Genomic DNA, 17,097 nt, shown 5'->3' with positions numbered 1-17,097 from the left:
ACGGCGTCGGCGGTGACACTCTCGCCGCCCCGGCCGGCGCCTGCGGACCGGACGCCTACAGACCGGGTAACTGCGGACCGGACGCCTACAGACCGGGTACCTGCGGACCGGACGCCTACAGACCGGGTAACTGCGGACCGGACGCCTACAGACCGGGTAACTGCGGACCGGACGCCTGCGGACCGGGCGCCTGCGGATAACGCGAAAACGGGCGCGCCGGCTGCCGGATGGTCCTCGTGGTGAGCGCACGTTCGGTGCTGAGAGGCGCTGCCGAGAGGTGTGGAGTGGTCAGCGGCCCAGCTCCGCGGAGAGGGTGTCCAGTTCGGAGCCGCCCGCCATCTGGGCGGTGAGCTCCTCCAGGGTCACCTCACCGCGGCGGGCGTCGAGGGCGACGGCGCCGAGCTTGAGTACGATGAAGTGGTCGCCGACCAGCAGCGCGTGCTGCGGGCTGTGGGTGATCAGGAGGACCGCGAGGCCCTCGTCGCGGGCGGCGGCGATACGGCGGAGGACCAGCGCGGACTGCTTCACGCCGAGGGCGGCGGTCGGCTCGTCGAGGATGAGGATCCGCGCGCCGAAGTAGACCGCGCGGGCGATCGCGACGCACTGGCGCTGGCCGCCGGAGAGCGTGCCGATCGGCCGGTCCACGTCGGCGTCGATCCCCATGCTCCGCAGCTCCCGGGCCACGATGCCGCGCATCTCACGGATCCGCAGCCCGAAGCCGAGCCGGCGCCCGAAGCCGTCGCGCGGGGACGACCCGTCGCGCAGGGAGGAACCATCGCGCAGGGACGAGGCGTTGCGCGGGGAGGAACCGTCGCGCAGAAACGAGGCGTTGCGCGGGGAGGAACCGTCGCGCGGGGGCGAGACGTTGCGCCGGTCGGAGCGGCCGGTCAGCTCGGCGCCGAGGAAGAAGTTGCGCCAGACCTCCATCAGGGGTACGACGGCGAGGTCCTGGTAGACCGTCGCGATGCCGAGGGCCAGGGCCTCGCGCGGGGAGGCGAAGACCCGGGACTCCCCCGCTACCCGGAAGTCGCCGGACGTGTGCGGGTGCAGCCCCGACATGATCTTGATGAGGGTGGACTTGCCGGCGCCGTTGTCGCCCAGCACGCAGGTCACCTCGCCCGCCGCGACCCGCAGGTCGATGTCGTGCAGGGCGCGGACCGGACCGTAGTCCTTGCTCACCCCGGTCATCTCGATCATCGGGAGCCCACCCTTCGCGCCGCCAGGTTGACCAGGACGGCGAGCAGGAGCATCACGCCGAGGAACGCCCGGAACCAGTTCGGGTCCCAGCCGGCGTACACGATGCCCAGGCTCGTCATGCCGAAGATGAAAGCGCCGACTGCCACGCCGAGGGCGTTGCCGAAGCCGCCGGTGAGCAGCGTGCCGCCGACCACCGCCGCGATGATGTAGAGGAACTCGTTGCCGACGCCGTTGCCCGCCTGCAGCGTGTCGAAGCGGTACAGCAGGTGCATCCCGACGAACCAGCCGAGGAACGACACCGTCATGAACAGGCCGATCGTGGTCCGCTCCACCGGCACGCCCGCGGCCCGGGCGCTGGCCGGCGCCCCGCCGACGGCATAGATCCAGTTGCCGATCCGGGTGCGCCGCAGGGTCCAGGCGGAGATCACTACGAAGAGCAGCCAATAGGGTACGGTCGTCCAGAGCGTCACGCCCCCGATCGGTACGCTGCCCGCGAAGATCCGCCGCAGCGCGGAGAACCCGCCCATCGCGCTGATGTCCGCGCTCGACACCGATCCGGTGACCAGCTTGGTGACGCCCAGGTTCGCGCCCTGCAGCACGAAGAACGTGCCCAGCGTGATCAGGAAGCTCGGGATTCCGGTACGCGTCACGAGATAGCCGTTGACGAACCCGACCAGCAGGCAGAAGGCGAGCGAGAGCACGGCGCCGGCCCAGAGGTTCACGCCGAGGTACCAGCAGAAGAGCGAGTTCACCAGGCCCGCCGTCGTGGTGATCACCCCGGCCGAGAGGTCGAACTCGCCGCCGATCATGAGCATGCCGACGGCGACCGCGACGATGCCGATCGTCGACGACTGGTAGAGCACCGAGGCGAACGACCCGGCCGACCGGAACGCGGGCGCCACGGCCAGGAAGAACCCGAAGATGACCACGGCGGCCACCAGCGCGCCCACCTCCGGGCGGGCCAGGAGGCGGCGCGCGGGAAAGGGGCGTGCCGTCAGACGGCGCGCCGGGACCGAGGGCGCGGGGAGAGGAGCCGCAGGGAGAGGGCTCACCTGGTGTTCTTCTCGGTGAACGGGAGGATCTTGTCGATGTTGGTGCTGTCCACGAAGGACGGGCCGGTCAGCACCGGCTTGCCGCCGCCGAGGTCGTTGCCGTTCTTCAGGTACAGGTAGAGCGAGGTCACGGACATGTACCCCTGGGCGTACGGCTGCTGGTCGATCGCGAACTCGACCTCGCCGTCCTTGATCTTCTGGGCCATCTCCTGGTTGAGGTCGAAGGTGACCAGCGTGGCGGAGCTGCCCGCCGCCTGCTTCGCCTTGATCGCGTCGAGGGCGATCGGCGCGCCGAGGGTCACCACGTAGTCGATCGTCTCATCCTGGGCCAGCTTCGCCTGCTGCGTGGTGGTCACGGCGCTGTCGTCGGCACCGTTGACCTGCAGGTTCTCCGTACCGGGAACGGCGCCCTTGACTCCTGCGCAGCGAGCCTCGAGGGAGACCGAGCCGGTCTGGTGGATCACGCAGAGCGGATGCTTGGCGCCGGTGCCGGCGATCCGCTCGCCGAGGCTGGTGCCGGCCAGGGACTCGTCGGAGCCGAAGTACATCAGCGCGCCGAGCTTCCGGTACTGATCGATACCGGCGTTCAGGCCGACCACCGGGATGCCCGCCGTGGTCGCCGACGTGACCGCGCCGGCCAGTGCGTCCGGGGTGACCAGGGTGGTCGCGATGCCGTCCACCTCGGCGTCGACGGCGCTCTGGATCAGCCCGGCCTGCTTGGCGGCGTCCGGGTCGTTGGAGTACTTGAGGGTGACGCCCTCGTCCTTCGCGGCCTGCTCGGCGCCGGCCCGGACCTTGTCCCAGAAGGTGTCACCGGGCGTCTCGTGGGTGACGAAGGCGATGGTGTAGCCCGCCTCTCCGGACGTCTCCGGCGCCTCGCGGCCGCCCGAGCTGCACGCGGTGAGGAGGAGGATGCTGCCGCCGATCACGGCGAGGGTGCGCTTCACGCGACCACCACTTCCGGGTAGATGTTCATCGATGGTCGCACATGATCGATCACGGTCTTCTCCTCTCCCGCGCCGAGGTCAGCGGCAGGCGGGGATCGGGGCCGGTCGTCGCCCAGGAACGGCGTACCCAGGCGTGTGCCGGGTCGTCCCGGACCAGCCAGCGGCGCTCGCCCGGCCCGGCCATCACGGTCAGGTGGTAGAGGTCGTAGCCGGGTGCGGCCATCGCCGGGCCGTGCCAGCCGTACGGGACCAGCACCACGTCGCCGCTGCGGACCTCGGCGCAGACGTCGATCGGGCGGTCGGGGTGGCCGTAGACCCGGTGGTACCCGCAGCCGGGTTCCCCGGAGGGCGACGGCGACACCTCGAAGTAGCAGATCTCCTCCAGCCGGTCCTCGTCCGCGGCGGCCTCGTCGTGCTTGTGCGGCGGGTACGACGACCAGTTCCCGCCGGGTGTGAGCGACTCGCAGGCGATCAGCGCGTCGGCCTCGAAGGTATCGGGCGTACAGAAGGAATTGACCTGACGACTCGCGTGTCCGGCGCCGCGTACCTCGATCGGCACCTCCTCGGCCGGGCCGTACCGGAAGGGGAGCCGTCGCCCGGCACGCGCGGCCGGGAGGGCGAAGCGACCGCCGTTGGGTGCCCGGAGGGTGACCGCGGCATCGCGAGGGAGATAGGCGAAGTCGGTCACCCGGGAGAAGACCGAGCGCCGCCCGGTGAGCGTGAGCCGCTCGTCGTCACAGGCCACGTCGCACCCACCGGTGAGCGGCAGGACCAGCACCTCGTCGCCGCCGGTGGCGAAGGTGACCCGCCCGCCGACCGGCAGCCGCACCACGCGCAGACCACTGTGCCGCCACCCCACCGTCTCGGGCGAGATCACCACGTCGAAGGGGCGCTCCGCCGAGCTGCCGCGGCGCACCAGCGGGTTGACCCGAGCCTCCGGCACGTTTCGATGTAATTACGGGAGTGGATCCACGTCAATACCCGGGGTAGAACGGCAGGAGGGGTACGGGCACTGAGCCCATACCCCTCCCGGTGCGTGTCCGGTCAGGACGCCGGCGGGCGCCACATCCGGTAGAACGCGGTGCCGTCCGGCAGGTACATCTCGAAGGGGTCCATGTCCTGGTACCCGTAGCGGCGGTAGAGCCGGACGTTGTCCGGGTTGGTCGCCTCCAGGTACGCGGGCAGGCCCTCGGCGTCGAGACCGTCGTGGACGTTCTTCATCAGCAGGCCGCCCAGGCCCCGGCTCTGCTCGCCGCGGCGGACCGCGAGGAACGCCAGGTGCCAGTGCGGGTCGGCCGGGTGGTTCTTCTCGAAGAGCTCACCCAGCTCGCCGAAGCGGTCGATGTGCTCGCCGACGGCCGCGGCGAGGCGCTCCATGTAGCCCTCCGGCTCGGCCAGCGGCTGGGTCCGGTCGAACCACACGGCGACGGCCGCGTAGCCGCCGTCCGGGTGATCGACGACCTCGACCCGGCCCTGACGGAAGGCGTTCTCGGTCTCCAGCGTGAAGAACGCGGCCATCAGGCGCTCCCGGTCCGCCGGGACCGGGATCAGGTACGCGTCCGCGGCGAGGTCGTCGAAGGAGTTCGAGACCTGGGCACCGACCGCGGCGATCTCGTCCGCACGGGCCGGACGGATGCGGGCCGGGGGGATGGCGGCGTCGCTCACCGGTTCTCCTCCGCGTTCAGCGCCGCCGCGAAGCCACCGCCGCCGCTGGTCGCGCTGTTCGCGCCGAGGCCGATGCCCTGGTAGACCTGCGGGCGGGCGGCCTTCAGGAAGAACGCCCAGACCATGCCGCCGACCAGCAGTACGGCGAACGAGGCGGGCACCACGAGGGCCGGGGTGCTGCCGGGCTCGACACCGAGCAGCGTGGCGATGTTGTCCAGCGCCAGGTACGACATGACCACCAGCAGCACCGCGCCGACGACCGGGGCGACGACCCGGTGCAGGACGTCCTCGCCGTCGGAGTTGCGGGCGAAGTAGCCGATGACGGCGAACGCGGTCAGCGTGATCAGCAGCAGCACGCCGAGGCCGCCGCCGGTGCCGCCCCAGAAGAAGAGCTGGACCAGCGGGTCCCAGCCCATCACCGCGAAGACCACGATGACGACGAGGCCGACCACGGACTGGGCCAGCGAGCCGTTCTTCGGGGCACCGGTGCCGGGGACCGTACGGCCGAACATGCGCGGGACGACGCCCTCACGGCCGAGCGAGAAGAGGTACCGCGAGATGATGTTGTGGAACGAGATCATCGCGGCGATCAGCGAGGTCAGGAAGAGCGCGTGGCCGGCGTGCAGCGCGGCCGAGCCGATGGTGTCCGAGGCCAGGTTGAAGAAGAGGTCCGGGCCCTCGGCGCCGGCCCGCGCGACGACCTCGTCCGGGCCGGCGGCGGAGATCATCGCCCAGGAGGCGAACGCGTAGAGCACCGCGATCATCGCGATCGAGATGTACGTGGCCCGGGAGACCGTACGCCGCGGGTCCCGCGACTCCTCGCTGAAGACCACCGACTGCTCGAAGCCGACGAAGCCGGTGATCGCCATGACCAGCAGCGCGCCGGAGCCGGCACCGGTCAGGGTGCCCGGGTCGAGCGGCGCGGACGACGGGTGGAAGCTCGACGAGGTGATCTCGGCGAGGCTGAACAGCACGGTCAGGATGATCTCGGCGACCAGCAGGGTGGCGAGCACCTTGCCGTTGACCGCGACGTCCCGGACACCGAGCACGGCGACGAGCGCCCAGACGACCAGGGCCAGCGCCCACCACGGGGCGTCGACGCCGAACCAGTCCAGGAAGAGCGGCTGCGCGATGGCGCCGAAACCGCCGTACGAGGCGACCTGGAACATGTTGTACGCGAGCAGCGCCATCCACGAGGCGCCGACACCCGCCGGACGGCCCAGGCCACGGGCGACGTACGCGTAGAACGCGCCGGCGTTGGAGATGTGCCGGGCCATCGCCACGTAGCCGACCGAGAAGACGCCCAGGACGAGGGCGACGGCGACGAACGCGATCGAGATGCCGGTCAGGCTGGTCACCGCGATGCCGGTGGGCACGACACCGGCGACGACGGTGAGCGGCGCGGCGGCCGACATCACGAAGAAGACCACCGCGGCGACGCCGAGCCGGTCTCGGGCGAGAGCGTTGGAGAGCTGGCTCTCCGCGGGTGAGGTTGCGGTCGAAGACACGCGTATCTCCAGTTTTTAAATGGGGGGTGGGTGTTTCGGTGGAGCTTCAGGCGCGGCGGGCCATCACGGCGTCGCCGACGGCGGCCTCGGCGTGCGCGACGAGTTGCTGGAGCATCGCCGGGAAGAGCCGGCGGAACTGCTCGAACAGCCGGGTGCGGTCGCGGGCCTCGAGGCTGGCGAGCACGTGCTGGTCCAGGCCGGTGGCGAGGATCAGGCCGGAGAGCAGCAGGTCGGCCACGTCGAGCTGCTCGTCCCGGCCGACCTTGGTACGGATCCGGGTGGCCGGCCAGCCCGCGGTCATCGAGTCGGCCGGCACGAAGGAGACCTTGGTGCCGCCGAGCAGGCTGCGCTTCTCGACCCGCTTGATCAGGCCGGCCCGGGCCAGGCGGCGCTCGACCAGGTCGGTGGCGATGCCGGTGGAGAGGTAGGCGATCCAGTTGCGTACGCCGTGCTGGCCGGCCTCCCGGCGGATCTGCTCGAGGAGGGCGGTGGTCGCCGCGTCGCCGGTCGGGCGCTCGTCGATGACCTGCAGCTCGGTCTCGACCAGGTCGATCCTGCGCCAGAGCATGAGCTCGCCGAGCAGCGCGGAGCCCAGGCCCAGCCCCAGGGTGACCGGGGTGAGCAGGGATTTACCACGGATCGAGTCGTGCGCGACCAGGAACAGGTCGTCCGCGGGCGGAAGCTGCGGCGGCGACGCCACGGCGGTGTCTCCTCTCGACGCTAAGGAATGCCCGCGTATTTCACCCTGAGTAATCATGGTGAGGTTTCACGAAGCAACTACGGAGCGCTCCCCGCAGCGCGACCGCGTGTAGCCTGCCAAACCCGGGCGCTTGTTGCAACGTCCAAATGCCGGATTCGCGCTCTCCACTGTGGCAGAAGTTGATCACAGAGCTGCGCAGCGTGGTTGAGCGTTGATCAATAAAAGTTCGGTACGCGAACGTCCCCTTAGAAGTTTATTAATTCAAAATCGTTGATCTCAAGCCACCCGCGACCCCGAGACGAAGCGTAACGATGGACGCCGATGCAACATCACGGAGAGTACTTATTTGCGGGATCAACTAATTCGGCGTACAGTAGCCCTATTAGTTGAAGCTTCAACGGAGGTCACCGTGCGGATGCCCACCCTGTTCCTGAGCCACGGTGCGCCGCCCCTGGTGGACGACCCCACCTGGGTGGCGCAGTTGCGCGAGCTCGCCGCCACCCTTCCGCGGCCGAAGGCGATCCTGATGGCCTCGGCACACTGGGAGTCGGCACCGCTGATGCTCGGCGCCACCGAGACCGTTCCGCTGGTGTACGACTTCGGCGGCTTCGCCCGGCACTACTACGAGGTGCAGTACCGCGCTCCCGGCGCACCGGTGCTCGCCGATCAGGTCGCCGCGCTGATGCCGGACGGGGAGACCGTCGCCCGGACGAACCGGGGTCTCGACCACGGGGCGTACGTGCCGCTCACCGTGATGTACCCGGAGGCGGACATCCCGGTGCTGCAGATGTCGCTGCCCACCACCGAGCCCGACCGGCTCCTCGAACTCGGCGCCCGGCTCGCGCCGCTGCGTGACGAGGGCGTGCTCATCGTCGGCTCCGGTTTCACCACGCACGGTCTGCCGTTCCTGCGCGACTGGCGGCCCGACGCGGCGGCGCCCGGGTGGTCCCGGGAGTTCGACGCGTGGGCCGCGGAGACCCTCGCCCGGGGCGCCGTCGACGAGCTGGCGGACTTCCGGTCGGTGGCGCCCGGGATGCCGTACGCGCACCCGACCATCGAGCACTTCGCGCCGATGTTCCTGACGCTGGGCGCCTCGGGTGATCCGGAGCAGCCGGCGGACCAGCCGATCGACGGGTTCTGGATGGGCCTGGCGAAGCGCTCGTTCGTCACCGGCTGACAGCGAGCGCGGCTCGGACGTACCGGAAAGGGGTCTATAAGTCTGTTATTCAGGATCTTCGCAGTATCTTCCGAGATCCTGGAAAGCATGCTAGAGGTCAACGCGCTCGGCTGGACCCTGACGATCGGTGTCATCGTCGCCCTGCTCGCCCTCGATTTGACCTTGGGGGTGCTGCGTCCGCACGTCGTCGGATTCCGCGAGGCCGCGGGATGGTCGATCTTCTACATCGCCGTCGCGATCGCCTTCGGGGTGGTCTTCGGCAGCGTCGCGGGCTGGGATCACGGCACCGAGTACTTCGCCGGATACATCGTGGAGAAGAGCCTGTCGGTCGACAATCTCTTCGTCTTCGTCATCATCATGAGCAGTTTCGCCGTCCCGGAGCGCTACCAGCAGGAGGTGCTCACCTTCGGGATCATCATCGCGCTGGTGCTGCGCGTCGTCTTCATCGCGCTCGGGGCGGCGCTGCTCAACCTCTTCTCGTTCATGTTCCTGATCTTCGGGCTGATCCTGATCTACACGGCGGTACAGCTCTTCCGGCATCGCGACGAGGACCCCAGCATCGAGGACAACGGCCTGGTCCGGGCGGGCCGCCGGCTGCTTCCGGTCACCGAGGAGTACGTCGAGGGCAAGATGATCACGCGGGTCGACGGCCGCCGCATGGTCACCCCGCTCTTCCTGGTCCTGCTCGCGATCGGCAGCACGGACATCCTCTTCGCCCTCGACTCGATCCCCGCGGTCTTCGGCGTGACCGAGTCGGCGTACATCGTCTTCGTCGCCAACGCGTTCGCCCTGCTCGGCCTGCGCGCCCTCTTCTTCCTGGTCAAGGGCCTGCTGGACAGACTGGTCTACCTCTCCACCGGGCTCGCGGTGATCCTCGCGTTCATCGGCGTCAAGCTGGTGCTGCACTGGGCGCACAAGGACCTGAGCCACGCGGTACCGGAGGTCGGCACCCCGGTCTCGCTCGCCGTGATCATCGGCATCCTGGTGATCACCACGGTGGCCAGCCTGATCAAATCCGGTAAAGATCCGTCACTCAAGGCACACGCCGGCAGTCTCCGTGAGCAGCCTCATAAAGAGGAGTCCTAGAGTCTTCTTTTAGCTATCGTCGATCTCGTGCGACTGAACCGTTCCACGGACATCGGTCTCCGCGTCCTCATGCTGGGCGCGGTCACCGATGACCTGCTGACCGTCGACCGCCTCGCCGAGTCGCTCGACGTGCCCCGGCACCACCTCGCCAAGGTGGTCCAGCGCCTGCAGCACCTCGGCCTCCTCTCGACGGTCCGCGGCCGCAACGGCGGCGTCCGCCTCGCCCCCGCCGCGCACACCGCGTCGATCGGCGCCGTCGTCCGCGAGCTGGAGGGCGACGCCGAGGTCGTGCAGTGCGAGGGCGACACGCCCTGCCCCCTCAACCGGGGCTGCCGGTTGAGGGGCGCGCTGCGCGCGGCTCAGGAGGCGTTCTACGTCGCACTCGACCCGATCACCGTCGGCGAGCTGACCGATCCGCCGGCCCGCCAGGTGCTGCTCACCCTCTCCTCAAGGAGCTGACGCGCATGCTCTCCGCCTCCAGCACGCCGATCGTCGCAGCGACCCTGCCGGTCGTCGCGGAACACCTCGACGCGATCTCCGAGACCTTCTACGCGACGATGCTCGGCGAGAACCCGGCGCTGCTCGACCTCTTCAGCCGCAGCGCCCAGGCGACCGGCGAGCAGCGTTCCGCCCTGGGCGGCGCGGTCGCCGCGTTCGCGTCCCACCTGATCGGCGCGGGGCCTTCACCCGCCACGTTCGAGCACATCGTGGACCGGATCGCCCAGCGGCACTGCGCCCTCGGCATCACCCCCGAGCAGTACGCGATGGTCGGCAAGTACCTGCTCGGCGCGGTCGGCACGATCCTCGGCGACGCGGTCACGCCGGAGATCGCCGCCGCCTGGGACGAGGTGTACTGGCTCTTCGCGGTCCGGCTGATCGGCCGGGAGGCCCGGATCTACGCCACCGCCGGGGTCACCGGGGAGGACCCGTGGCGCGAGTACCTGGTCGCCAGCCGGGTCGACGAGGCCGAGGAGACCGTCTCGTTCGTGCTGACCCCGGCACACGGCGGGCCCGCGCCGGACTTCCGCCCCGGCCAGTACGTGACGGTCGCCGCCGACCTGCCCGACGGTTCGCGGCAGCTACGGCAGTACTCGCTCTCCCAGGCGCCGGGCGGCGGCTCGCTGCGGATCACCGTGCGGCGCGTCCCGGGCGGCGCCGTCTCCGGCCACCTGCACGACGTGGTCCGGGCCGGGGACACGCTGCGGCTCAGTCAGCCGTACGGCGATCTGGTCCTGCGGTCCGGCGATGATCCGCTGCTGCTGATCAGCGCGGGAGTCGGGATCACACCGATGGCGGCGATCCTCGACCACGTGGCGCGTACCCAGCCCACCCGGCGGGTCACGGCGGTGCACGCGGACCGCTCCCCCGCCCGGCACCCGCTGATCGTCGACACCACGGCGAACGGGGCGCGGTTGCGCTCCTTCCAGCATCTGACCTGGTACGAGTCGACCGACGGCCGGATCGACCCGGACGCCGTCCCGCTGGACCCGGGGGCCGAGGTCTACCTGTGCGGTCCGGTTCCGTTCATGCAGACGGTGCGCGCGGCGCTGCACCGTCGCGGGGTACCGGAGGAGCGCATCCACTACGAGGTGTTCGGATCCGAGCAGTGGCGCACTCCCGCTCCGCTCCCCACCGCCGCCTGATCCTCTTCACCCAGCTGGCCCTCTTCACCCGGCTGTCCCTCTTCACCCGGCTGTCCCTCTTCACCCGGCTGGCCCTCTTCACCCGGCTGGTGGCGACGGGTGTATCGCGCTCGTCTTTCCACACCTGGTCACCAGCCGAGGGGGCACGAGCGGCGCTCGCCGACCACCGGCTGGCGACCACTCAGGTAATCACCCGGCCATTCCATGCGTGGGCACCAGCCGCGTGGCCGCGGCTGGCGTTCACGCGTGGCCCACAGTGGTCCGAGAGCCGGAGTCCGCGCTGACCTGACCGTCGCGACGGCCCTGTCAAGGACGCTCGAAACCGGTTTTCAGGCGCCGTCGACAGGTGCCCGGTTCCGGCTGGCGCTGGGGGGGTGTCTCCAGGCCCGCGAGGCACCCCACAGGGCCGGCCAAGACCGGGTGGCTGGTGCTGGGGAGTGTCTCGCGAGGGCTGAGGGACACCACAGGGCCAGCCGGGAGCCGGGAGCGAAACGCCCCCGCCCCGGCGAACCCGGGCGGGGGCGGTCCTTAAGGTGAGTGCCTCTGTGGTCCGGGGACGGTCCGGGCCGGTAGAGGCGTCACCCGTCGGGCCGGTGCTCGGCCCGAGGTTCGTCGACGACCGGGGTCACCGATCGATCACCATCGCCATCTGATCACCCCGGTCGCGATCAGTCCAGGACATTGCGGTCCGGAACTGATCAGCTCGGTCCGGAGGCTGCGCGCCCGGAGAGCAACGCGCCCGGGATACGGCGCGGTCTGGAAAGCCGCGCGGTTCCGGAAAGCCAAGCGGTTCCGGAAAGCCGTGTGCTCTGGAGAGCCGTGCGGCTGGGGAGGGTCAGAAGGCGGAGTGGACGGTGGAGTGGTAGCGGCGGTCGGCGTCCTGGCGGCTGAGGATGGCCTCGATCTCGCGGGTCTCCTCGGCCGTGTGGCGGCCGACGATCAGGTCGAGCTCGGTGCGTTCCGCGGCGGTGCGGAAGGCGGCCAGCTCGTCGGCGAGGCGGCGGTGTTCGCGGCGCTCGGCGAGGTGGGTGGTGATCGTCCGGCGGATCTCACGGATGAACGGCATGGGGCACTCCTTGACGGATAGTGACGGAGAAAGCCTCGTCGCTTCCGGGTACCAGAGTGCCGTGTTCGTGCGACATCCCCAAACCGAGCAGGTAAAACTCTGATGATGAAAGTGATCGGCACCACCGGATCCCGGTAACCGGGGTCACTCTCCGTCGCTAACGGCCTGGTCAGGCGGGTGAGGTGATCTCCGACACCGGGGGGCCCTCGAGAGCCTGCAGACGGGAGGAGAGCTGGGTTCGCGAGCGCACGCCGAGCTTGCGGTAGACCCGGGTCAGGGTGGCCTCGACCGTCTTCACGCTGAGGTACAGCCGGCTGGCGATCTCGCGGTTGCTGGCGCCGTCCCGGACCATGCCGGCGATCCGCAGCTCCGTCGAGGTGAGACCCTGCTCGGGGGCGATCGTGCCCTCGGTGCGGGCCAGGGCGCGCTCGGTCTCCTCGGCCCACGGACGGGCATCGGCGGCGAGGAAGATGGCGAGCGCGGCGCCGATCGCGACCCGGGCGGCGGCGTACCGGCGGCGGCGGCGTTCGGCGCCGCCGGCGACCAGCAGTGCGTGTGCCTGCTCGACCGGCTGGCGGAGCTGTTCGAAGAGCGCGGCGGCCGCGGTGGAGAGGGCGACCGCGGTGTCGGACTGGCCGGACTCGGACTCCACGATGGCCGCGGCCCGGTCCAGGTATCCGGCGAGCGCGGGGGTGCTGCCGACCATCTCGGCGGCCTTGCGGGCGCGGGCCAGGGTCTCGGCGGCCTCCGCGTGCTCGCCGAGTGCGGCCAGGCCCGCGGCGAGGTCGGCGTGCCAGCGGACGATCGACGGGTCGGTGCTGCCGGATTCGGACTCCAGGTCGCGCAGCCGCCGCAGGGTGGCCACGGCGGCCCGGGTGTCACCGGAGCGCAGCTCGGCCTGGCCCAGGGCGTGCAGGTTGCGGCGCAGGTAGAGGCCGTCACCCTCCTGTTCGGAGGCGCGGATGCCCCGGCGGGCGAACCCGGCGGCCCCGGCGAGGGTGCCACCGGCGAGCTCGGCGACGGCGGCGGTGTACCACGTCGGGCCGGGACTCAGGCCCGCCTGTTGCGCGGCGTCGACGGCGCGGTGGGCGTACCGTAAGGCCTCTTTGCATCTGCCGGCCCTGGTGGCCACCTCCGAGAGGCTGCGCAGCACCTCGACCCTCGCCTCGCCGACCCGGTCGTGCTCGGCGACCGCGAGCAGCGTCAGGAGCTCGGCACGGGCCTCGTCGAGACGGTCGTCGAAGAGCGCGAAGCGGGCGGCCATGTACTGCGGGCCGTAGTGCAGCCAGTCGGGCGCGGGGGTGGCGGGCAGTGCGCGGGCCCGGTCCAGGGTGGCGCGCCACTCGGGCTCGCCGCGCATCCGCTGGATCTGGGCGAGGATGCTGAGCGCCATCGCCTCGGTGGTCGGGTCGCCGGCCAGGATGGCGGCCTGCTCGGCGCGGCGGGCCTCGGCGAAACCGCCGTCCAGATCGCCGGTGAGGAACGCGGCCCAGGTCAGCCGGAGCCGGACCGGGGCCGCCAGGGCCGGGTCGTCACCGGCCTCGGCGAGCGCGGCGGCGAACATCTCGCCCATGTCGGCGAGCGCCTGACCGGCGAGGTCTATCAGGACGACCCGGGCGCGGACCCGGTGCCCGGCCGGTGCGTCGGCGGCGATCACCGCCTCGGCGGCGCGGCCGGCGAGCGCGGGGGCGCCTCCGGTGACCGCCGTACGCGCGGCCGCGACCAGCCAGTCGAGCCGGTCGGCGATCAGCCCGGGCGGGCAGCGGTCGGCGGCGAGCAGGTAGAACTCGGCGGCGTTGCGGTCGTCGCCGCGGGCCGCGCAGCGCTCGGCGGTCTCGGCCAGCTTGCGGGCGACCACGGTGTCCGGGCGGGCACTGCGCAGGGCCCGGTGCCAGAGCGCGGTGACCGGGTCCAGGGCGGCGTCGGTGAGCACGGCGTGCGTCCGGGCCCGCTCCACCGCGGGCGTCTCGTCGACCAGCACCTGGGCGAGCAGCGGCGGGGTGAAGCGCAGCGCCTCGCCGTTCGTCTCGATCACGCCGGCCGCGGCGGCCAGCCGCAGCTCGCGGTCGGCGTCGTCGCGCCCGGCCCGCAGCAGCAGGGTGAGGGTGGGCTCGGTGGCGAGCGCGGCGGTCAGCAGGGTGGCGCGGACCTCGGCGGAGAGGCAGGAGAGGCGGTCCCGGGCCAGGTCGCGGGCGTCCTCGGGGAGCGGTGCGGGCCGCCAGGCGGGGCCGTGGGTGACCGCGCCGCCCAGGGAGAGGGCGAGGAACGGGTTGCCGGCGCTCGCCTCGTGCAGGCGGCTCGCCGTACGGCACGGCAGGCCCCGGGCCTCGAGCAGGGCGGTGAGGTCGTCCGGCTCCAGCGGCGGCACCGGGATCTCGGCGGCGGGCGCGGGGCAGAGCCGGACCACGCGCCGGCTGGTGTGGTCGGGGCGCCGGCTGGTGTGGTCCGGGCGGCGCTCGGCGGCGATCATCCGGATCCGCGGGCCGGGCCGGCGGCGCATCGCGAACCCGATCAGCTCCGCGGAGTGCGGGTCGAGCCACTGCGCGTCGTCGAGCACGAGCAGCACCGGTGAGCTGCGGGCGCAGTGCGCGAGCAGGGCGGGGAGCATCAGCCGCCGGGCCAGCGCGGGTGCGCCGGAGCGGGGCGGGCGGCCCTGGCGCAGGGCGGCGAGGGCGTTGCGGGAGGCCGGGGCGAGGGCGGCGAGGGCCTCCGCCGGGACCTGCCGGACGAGGTCGGCGACTCCGGCGTACGCGATGGCGCGCTCGACGTACGCCGGGCGCAGGCGAAGGACCAACTCCCCGCGGGCCGCCGCCTGGTCGGCGACGGTGTCGAGCAGCGCTGTCCGGCCGATGCCGGGTGGTCCGTACAGGGCCACCCCGCCACCGGCCGCGAGCCTCGCGTCGATCTCCGCGAGCAACGCGGCCCGGCCGTGCAGTGCGGGCGCGTCGCGCGGCACGCGGCTCACCCCCTAGGTCTGAGCTGGGCTCAGCCTAGGGAGCGAGTGCGCGGTCATCAATGGGTGTAACTGATCCGGGATGTTCGGAATCATCACACCTCGAATCCTGTCGGATTCCTTACTCAACTACTTGCTCTGTGACGTCACTGATTTAGCGGTGACCGAGCCGTCGGTGGCGGACTCGCCGGTGACGGTGATCGAGTCGCCCGCCTTGACGTCGCTGAGCTTGCCCTTCGTCGCGGTCGACACGGTGGTGTCGTCGCTGGTCTTGACCGTGACGACGCTGCCGTCCGCGGTCTGCACGTAGATGGTCGTGCCGGTGACCAGCTTGACGGTGCCCGTGGTGCCGGAGCTCGCCGCCGCGTCGGTACCGGTGCCGGTGCCCGTACCGGTGCCGGTGCCCTGGCCGAAGCCGCCGCCACCCGGCATGCCGCTCGCGCTCATCCCGCTGGGGAAGCCGCCCGAGCCGGACCGGCCGCTGCCGCCCATCCCGCCGGCGGCGGCGGACGACGTGCCCCACTGCTTCTGGGAGTAGACGCCGCCGAGGAAGCCGCCCATCAGGACCGCGGCCGCGGCGAGGCCGATGGTGGCCTTGTTCCACCACTTCTTCGGAGCCGCCGCGGCGAGCTCCTTGGCGAGGCCCTCGTGGTCCGAGTCCTCGGGCTCGGTCGGTCCGACCGAACCGGCCGGTACGGTCGGCAGCAGGGCGGTCTCGTCGTTCATCCGGTTCACAGCAGAGTCCTCACTCGTAGCGCAGCGCGTCGATGGGACGCAGGCGGGCGGCGCGGGCGGCGGGCAGACCGCCGAAGAACAGCCCGATCGCGATGGACACACCCAGGGCGTACCCGATCGAACTGGGCACGATCACCGGTTTGACGCCGACGATCTCGAAATGGGCGCCGATCAGCGCGGCCGCCACACCGAGGCCGCCGCCGAGCACGCTCAACAGACTGGCCTCGATCAGGAACTGGGTCAGGATCACCCGGCGGGGTGCGCCGAGCGCCTTGCGGATGCCGATCTCCCGGGTCCGCTCGGTCACCGTGACCAGCATGATGTTGGTGATGCCGATGCCGCCGACCAGCAGGCTGATCGCGGCGACCGCGCCGAGCAGCGTGGTGAACGTGTCGGCGGTCTCGGTCTGCGTCTCCAGCAGCGAGGAGGCGTTCTGGATCCGGTACGGCGTACTGCTGCTGTCCGACGACGAGGAGTCGACGTTCAGCTGCTGGTCCAGGATCGTGGAGACCTCGCTCTCCACCAGGTCCACGTTGTCGGAGTCCTTGGCCTCGACGATGATCGAGCTCAGCGACCCGTAACCGGAGAGCACCTGCTGCACCGCGGTGAGCGGCGCGACCGCCGTGTCGTTGGAGTCGGACTGCCCGGTGGAGCTGCTCTTCTCCTCCAGCACACCGACGATGGTGAAGAGCGCGCCGCTGACGGTGACCTGCTTGTCGATCGGGTCGACCCCGGGGAAGAGCTCCTCGGCCACGGTCTGGCCGATCACCACGACCCGGCGGCCCTGGTTCACGTCGTCCTCGGTGAACATCGCCCCGGTGCCGACCGGGGTGCTGGAGGCGGTGAACCAGTCCGGCGTGGTGCCGACGAAGGTGCCGACCGAGTGGTCGGTGCCCTCGTACGTCATGGTCGCCGAGGAGGCGCTCACCACCGGCGACACCGACTTGATGTCCGGCGCCAGCTCCGGGTCGATCAGAGCGTCGGCCATCTTCTTGGTCAGCGCCGTGCTGCTGGAACCGCCGCGGCCGGTGCTCATCACGGTGATGGTGTTGGTGCCCAGCGCCTCGATCCGGTCGCTGATCGCCTTGGCCGAGCCGTTACCGACCGCGACCAGCAGGATGACCGCGGCGACACCGATCAGGATGCCGAGCATGGTCAGCGCGGAGCGCAGCTTGTTGGCCGAGAGCCCCCGCAGGGAGAACCGGACGACCTCGAAGAAGCTCATGCGGTGTGCCGACCCCCACCCATGTTGACCGACGCCCGGCCGGTCGGCGCCGCGTACGGCGACTCGTGCGGCCGCGAGGTGACGCCGTGCCCGGCCGCCACGTGACCGGCGGCGACCGACTGCACGCGGGCGTGCGCGGCGGC

At 71.2% G+C, this 17,097-nt stretch carries 16 protein-coding genes; 5 read left to right on the top strand and 11 right to left on the bottom strand.

The genetic code is table 11. The features are described 5' to 3' along the window. Window positions 1–288: 288 nt before the first annotated feature. The 7 genes from AB0M08_RS09660 to AB0M08_RS09630 all read right to left on the bottom strand — a co-directional run bounded on the left by AB0M08_RS09660 (window position 289) and on the right by AB0M08_RS09630 (window position 7,069). Window positions 289–1,197 carry an ATP-binding cassette domain-containing protein gene (locus tag AB0M08_RS09660; protein ID WP_364490970.1) on the bottom strand — a complete coding sequence of 303 codons (909 nt, stop codon included), beginning with the start codon at window positions 1,195–1,197 and terminating at the stop codon, window positions 289–291. Continuing rightward, complete coding sequence (locus AB0M08_RS09655; RefSeq protein WP_364490968.1) at window positions 1,194–2,249, bottom strand: ABC transporter permease; 1,056 nt, start codon at window positions 2,247–2,249, stop codon at window positions 1,194–1,196. Before AB0M08_RS09655 ends, AB0M08_RS09660 begins: the two co-directional genes overlap by 4 nt. Next, complete coding sequence (locus AB0M08_RS09650; RefSeq protein ID WP_364490966.1) at window positions 2,246–3,196, bottom strand: substrate-binding domain-containing protein; 951 nt, start codon at window positions 3,194–3,196, stop codon at window positions 2,246–2,248. Before AB0M08_RS09650 ends, AB0M08_RS09655 begins: the two co-directional genes overlap by 4 nt. Window positions 3,197–3,245: 49 nt before the next feature. After that, window positions 3,246–4,139: a 5-deoxy-glucuronate isomerase gene (iolB, locus tag AB0M08_RS09645; RefSeq protein ID WP_364490964.1), complete on the bottom strand. Its 894-nt coding sequence runs from the start codon at window positions 4,137–4,139 to the stop codon at window positions 3,246–3,248. A gap of 101 nt (window positions 4,140–4,240) precedes the next feature. Beyond that, complete coding sequence (locus AB0M08_RS09640) at window positions 4,241–4,861, bottom strand: GNAT family N-acetyltransferase (protein ID WP_364490962.1); 621 nt, start codon at window positions 4,859–4,861, stop codon at window positions 4,241–4,243. After that, complete coding sequence (locus AB0M08_RS09635) at window positions 4,858–6,369, bottom strand: APC family permease (protein WP_364490960.1); 1,512 nt, start codon at window positions 6,367–6,369, stop codon at window positions 4,858–4,860. The genes AB0M08_RS09640 and AB0M08_RS09635 overlap by 4 nt, the downstream gene beginning before the upstream one ends. Before the next feature lie 46 nt (window positions 6,370–6,415). Further along, complete coding sequence (locus tag AB0M08_RS09630) at window positions 6,416–7,069, bottom strand: GPP34 family phosphoprotein (RefSeq protein WP_364490958.1); 654 nt, start codon at window positions 7,067–7,069, stop codon at window positions 6,416–6,418. A 415-nt stretch (window positions 7,070–7,484) separates the two neighbouring features. Here AB0M08_RS09630 and AB0M08_RS09625 point away from each other — a divergent pair, with 415 nt between their 5' ends. The 5 genes from AB0M08_RS09625 (at window position 7,485) to AB0M08_RS09605 (ending at window position 11,259) form a co-directional block, all read left to right on the top strand. Further along, window positions 7,485–8,246 carry a class III extradiol ring-cleavage dioxygenase gene (locus AB0M08_RS09625; protein WP_364491253.1) on the top strand — a complete coding sequence of 254 codons (762 nt, stop codon included), beginning with the start codon at window positions 7,485–7,487 and terminating at the stop codon, window positions 8,244–8,246. A gap of 87 nt (window positions 8,247–8,333) precedes the next feature. Beyond that, the gene (locus AB0M08_RS09620; RefSeq protein ID WP_364490956.1) at window positions 8,334–9,332 is read left to right on the top strand and encodes a TerC family protein; all 999 of its coding nucleotides are present in this window, start codon (window positions 8,334–8,336) and stop codon (window positions 9,330–9,332) included. Between the two features lie 27 nt (window positions 9,333–9,359). Next, window positions 9,360–9,791 carry an Rrf2 family transcriptional regulator gene (locus AB0M08_RS09615; protein ID WP_364490954.1) on the top strand — a complete coding sequence of 144 codons (432 nt, stop codon included), beginning with the start codon at window positions 9,360–9,362 and terminating at the stop codon, window positions 9,789–9,791. Between the two features lie 5 nt (window positions 9,792–9,796). Then, window positions 9,797–10,975: a globin domain-containing protein gene (locus AB0M08_RS09610; RefSeq protein ID WP_364490952.1), complete on the top strand. Its 1,179-nt coding sequence runs from the start codon at window positions 9,797–9,799 to the stop codon at window positions 10,973–10,975. After that, a complete protein-coding gene (locus AB0M08_RS09605; RefSeq protein WP_364490950.1) occupies window positions 10,939–11,259 on the top strand; it encodes a hypothetical protein in 321 nt (106 codons plus the stop codon). The genes AB0M08_RS09610 and AB0M08_RS09605 overlap by 37 nt, the downstream gene beginning before the upstream one ends. A 551-nt stretch (window positions 11,260–11,810) precedes the next feature. Here AB0M08_RS09605 and AB0M08_RS09600 read toward each other — a convergent pair. The 4 genes from AB0M08_RS09600 to AB0M08_RS09585 all read right to left on the bottom strand — a co-directional run bounded on the left by AB0M08_RS09600 (window position 11,811) and on the right by AB0M08_RS09585 (window position 16,954). Continuing rightward, window positions 11,811–12,041, bottom strand: coding sequence for a hypothetical protein (locus tag AB0M08_RS09600; RefSeq protein ID WP_364490948.1), 231 nt, complete (start codon window positions 12,039–12,041; stop codon window positions 11,811–11,813). A gap of 169 nt (window positions 12,042–12,210) precedes the next feature. Next, window positions 12,211–14,997, bottom strand: coding sequence for a LuxR family transcriptional regulator (locus AB0M08_RS09595; RefSeq protein ID WP_364490946.1), 2,787 nt, complete (start codon window positions 14,995–14,997; stop codon window positions 12,211–12,213). 126 nt (window positions 14,998–15,123) lie between these two features. Continuing rightward, entirely contained in the window at window positions 15,124–15,720 is a 597-nt protein-coding gene (locus AB0M08_RS09590; RefSeq protein WP_364490944.1) for a hypothetical protein, read from the bottom strand. A 19-nt stretch (window positions 15,721–15,739) separates the two neighbouring features. Continuing rightward, on the bottom strand, window positions 15,740–16,954 hold the full coding sequence (locus AB0M08_RS09585) for an ABC transporter permease (RefSeq protein WP_364490942.1): 1,215 nt from the start codon (window positions 16,952–16,954) through the stop codon (window positions 15,740–15,742). Window positions 16,955–17,097: the final 143 nt, after the last annotated feature.

The sequence above is a fragment of the Actinoplanes sp. NPDC051851 genome, assembly GCF_040681165.1.
Lineage (GTDB): Bacteria > Actinomycetota > Actinomycetes > Mycobacteriales > Micromonosporaceae > Actinoplanes.
This window is presented reverse-complemented; position numbering and strand designations above follow the sequence as displayed.

What these genes read in the sequence shown, in the direction of transcription:
- AB0M08_RS09620 (WP_364490956.1), top strand. Translation starts at nt 8,334, where the DNA reads ATGCTAGAGGTCAACGCGCTCGGCTGGACCCTGACGATCGGTGTCATC.
- AB0M08_RS09610 (WP_364490952.1), top strand. Translation starts at nt 9,797, where the DNA reads ATGCTCTCCGCCTCCAGCACGCCGATCGTCGCAGCGACCCTGCCGGTC.
- AB0M08_RS09600 (WP_364490948.1), bottom strand. Translation starts at nt 12,041, where the DNA reads ATGCCGTTCATCCGTGAGATCCGCCGGACGATCACCACCCACCTCGCC.
- AB0M08_RS09660 (WP_364490970.1), bottom strand. Translation starts at nt 1,197, where the DNA reads ATGATCGAGATGACCGGGGTGAGCAAGGACTACGGTCCGGTCCGCGCC.
- AB0M08_RS09585 (WP_364490942.1), bottom strand. Translation starts at nt 16,954, where the DNA reads ATGAGCTTCTTCGAGGTCGTCCGGTTCTCCCTGCGGGGGCTCTCGGCC.
- AB0M08_RS09625 (WP_364491253.1), top strand. Translation starts at nt 7,485, where the DNA reads ATGCCCACCCTGTTCCTGAGCCACGGTGCGCCGCCCCTGGTGGACGAC.
- AB0M08_RS09590 (WP_364490944.1), bottom strand. Translation starts at nt 15,720, where the DNA reads ATGAACGACGAGACCGCCCTGCTGCCGACCGTACCGGCCGGTTCGGTC.